The 3,265-nt window shown below is 51.5% G+C and carries 3 protein-coding genes and 1 pseudogene; all 4 read left to right on the top strand.

The features are described from left to right. Positions 1–261: pseudogene (locus tag ACLTD4_RS33540) on the top strand (hypothetical protein); the annotation flags it as partial. Next, positions 254–781 carry a hypothetical protein gene (locus ACLTD4_RS33535; protein WP_117620696.1) on the top strand — a complete coding sequence of 176 codons (528 nt, stop codon included), beginning with the start codon at positions 254–256 and terminating at the stop codon, positions 779–781. The pseudogene ACLTD4_RS33540 and the gene ACLTD4_RS33535, both read left to right, overlap by 8 nt. 131 nt (positions 782–912) lie before the next feature. Continuing rightward, complete coding sequence (locus ACLTD4_RS33530; RefSeq protein WP_117620695.1) at positions 913–1,875, top strand: tRNA dihydrouridine synthase; 963 nt, start codon at positions 913–915, stop codon at positions 1,873–1,875. Further along, positions 1,872–3,265, top strand: a 1,394-nt coding sequence (locus tag ACLTD4_RS33525) for a leucine-rich repeat domain-containing protein (RefSeq protein ID WP_412331963.1), incomplete at its 3' end; no start/stop codon positions are given. The genes ACLTD4_RS33530 and ACLTD4_RS33525, both read left to right, overlap by 4 nt.

The raw sequence follows: 3,265 nt of genomic DNA, 5'->3' as shown, positions 1-3,265 counted from the left end.
TGTTGGAATCTGTTTATGATGTTTCTGGCCCTTTTTGGCGGTCTGTTCGTGCTGGGATCACTGTTCTGTTTCGGCATTCTGATCGTGTGGCTGTTTAAGGGATATCCCCTGACAGGGATTACCCTGGTTCTGTTAGGCACCGTGCTTTGCAGCGGTGCATTTACCTGGTTCTGCGTAAGCCTGCTTCGCATGAATAAAACGAATCATTATGAGGCGGAAGAAACCGCCGTTCCACTTACAGAGGAGGTACAGGATGCGTAACTTACATAAAGCGCTGATCGCAGTTTTCTGCAGCGGAGTATTCATTACCGGAATCGGCACCGGAATTTCCTTCTCCGAATTTTCATCTTTCGCCTATTCCGGCAGGACCATGATTGGCGATGTGAAGATGACAACTGAGAATCTCGACTACTCCTTTCAGCTTCAGGAAGAGCAGAAGCTGAGAATATACGGTAATTACTATTTTCACAGACACTCGGCTGATTCCACAGAGATTTTACCGGATGAGACCGTTCCGGAGAACACCATTCGTTTTCAGATCACCTATAACGTAAAAGCGGTTGCCCCTTATCTGCGATACTCGGATAAGGAATCGGATGACCCGTATGTAGGAATCGAGTTCGATTATCTTCTTGATGATATGGAGCTCTTTATGGCAGGTAAGGATCAGCTTCTGGAAGATATAAGGAACCGGCAGATCGGCTCTTACGACACGGTTTCCGTGGAGCGCATACGCATATTCATCAATCCGGCGTCCATCGATCTCGTCACCATGGATTAATTCTGCGGTGGATAATGAGAGGGGAAGAACAGAGTTCTCCCTTCCTTTATCCACCGTTTTAATTTTCATTGCCGTAACAGCTCTTTTACGGTAAAATAGAAGGAACTGACAACACCTATGGAGTAATTAGTATGAACACAAATCCTTTAAGGCTAAACCATCTGCTTCTCCCTTCCAATGTGCTGATGGCGCCCCTGGCCGGCTACACCTCCTGGCCCTTTCGAATGCTGTGTCAGGAGCTGGGAGCTGGCCTCTGTTTTACGGAAATGGTCAGCGCCAACGCGCTGAAATATAAAGATAAAGCCACAGAAAAGCTTTTGTACACCACCAGCGAAGAGCGGATCCGGGCCGTACAGCTTCTTGGCTCCGATCCTGCGGTGATGGAACGGGCTGCCTGCAGCGAGGCTCTGTCCGGCTTCGATATCATTGATATCAATATGGGATGTCCGGTACCGAATATCTTTAAGAGCGGAGAGGGCAGCGCGCTTCTGGCCAATCCCAGACGGGCGGCCGCTGTCATCCGCGGCTGTAAAAAAAGCGGAAAGCCGGTAACCGTAAAAACGCGCGTCGGCATCCGGCAGGACGAGCTGATTGCCGCGGAATTCACGAAGATGTGTGAGGAAGCCGGCGCTGACATGGTCTCTATCCATGGGAGGAGCCGCAGTATGATGTATGACGGCACTCCGTATTACGATCAGATCGAACAGGCAAAGTCCGCCGTATCCATCCCTGTCATAGCCAACGGCGGAATCTTTTCCGACTGCGAAGCGCAGCACATGCTGGAGGCCACCGGCGCAGACGGAGTGATGATCGGCCGTTACGCCCTCCAGGATCCGTACATTTTCAGCCGTCTTACCGGCCGCAGTGTTACCGAAGACAAATACAGCCTTTTAATGGGCCAGCTGGAACTGACCTCCCGCCATTATGATGAGACCTACACGCTGACTTATATAAAGAAGCTGGCTTCCTACTGCATGAAGAAGAGGAGCGGAACGAAAAAATACAAGCAGCTTCTCTATCACTGCGGCAATGTGGAAGAAATGAAACAGATATTAAAAGCAATATTCTATGAGGAGGAGGCGGACCAGAGATGAATGGAACAGATACAAATATCCCAAACAGCAGCAGCACAGGCTCAGAACCGAATAACAATGACGGCCTGGTCATAAAAAACGGAATTCTGGAACAATGTGTGACACGGAACCGTTCCGTTGCCGTTCCCAGTGGCGTCCACACCATCGGAAAAGGGGCGTTTAAGGGCTGTACCTCACTGGAGCAGATTCTTCTTCCTGATACGGTCACGGTCATCTCTGATGACGCCTTTAAGGGCTGCCGGAAGCTGACGGAGATCACGCTGCCGGACAGGCTGGACACCATCGGCAGCTACGCATTTCACCGCTGCCACAGCCTTACAGCCATCACGATCCCTGGCTCCGTCAAGGCGCTTGGCAACTGCGTCTTTCTTTACTGTGACAGCCTGGAGACTGTAAATATGCCCGGGGTTCAGTCTCTGGGCCTTCAGACATTTTTAAATGATGTCAGGCTCCGCCGCATCCTGATCTCTCCGGAGCTTGATATTCAACATATCTGTGACTGTTTTACCGGATGCAGCGGTCTTCTGGATATCGCATTTTCCGACGGAACCTCCTATCATATGGCCAATGCAGTCGCCGCCATGGCCCCCGGTTCCGACGCTCCCGAGGCTGTCCGCGCCATTGCCGCCGATATCTGCCGGATGATGGAGATACAGGATGGCGTCATCACCCGTTTTCTCACAAATTTAAAACACGTGGAACTGGCCGAGGGAATTACCGCGATCGGGAAAAGCTGTTTCTTTGATAAAAAAGGAATCATTTCCGTAAGGCTTCCCGCCAGTCTTACAGAAATCGGGAGCCGCGCCTTCCGAAACTGCATCAATCTGGAACGGGTGGAATTTGCCAGCGACCGGGTGGCCATTCACAAAGACGCGTTTAAGAACTGCTCCACGCTTCATACCATCCGCCTGGCGGATGGAAGTGAATACGAGCTTACCGGCTTAAGCGGCCAGGATGAAACGGGCGTTCCGTCCATAGTCCGGGAAATCCATACCCAGGTCCTGGGGAATTTCTCCATCAGTGGGACCACGCTGCTTCGGTATCGCGGAAGCGAGGAACGGGTCGTCGTTCCCGATGGAATTACCGTGATCGGCGAACGGGCCTTTGCAGGCAATGAAGCCATCGACCGGGTCATCCTTCCGGATTCGGTGGAAATGATCGGGGAGGAGGCATTCGCAGACTGTCTCGTCCTGCAGACCATCCAGTTTCCGGAGAGAGTCAGACATATTGGAAAATCCGCCTTTGAAAACTGCGTAAAACTGATTCGGGCCATCCTTCCGGATTCACTTATAAGCATCTACCCATCCGTATTTAACCGGTGCCGTGTATTAAACGAAGTGCGTTTCTCCGCCAGGCTCGAAGAGATCGGAGAGTTGGCCTTCTATGGATG

This window comes from Hungatella sp. (genome assembly GCF_046966825.1).
This window is presented reverse-complemented; position numbering and strand designations above follow the sequence as displayed.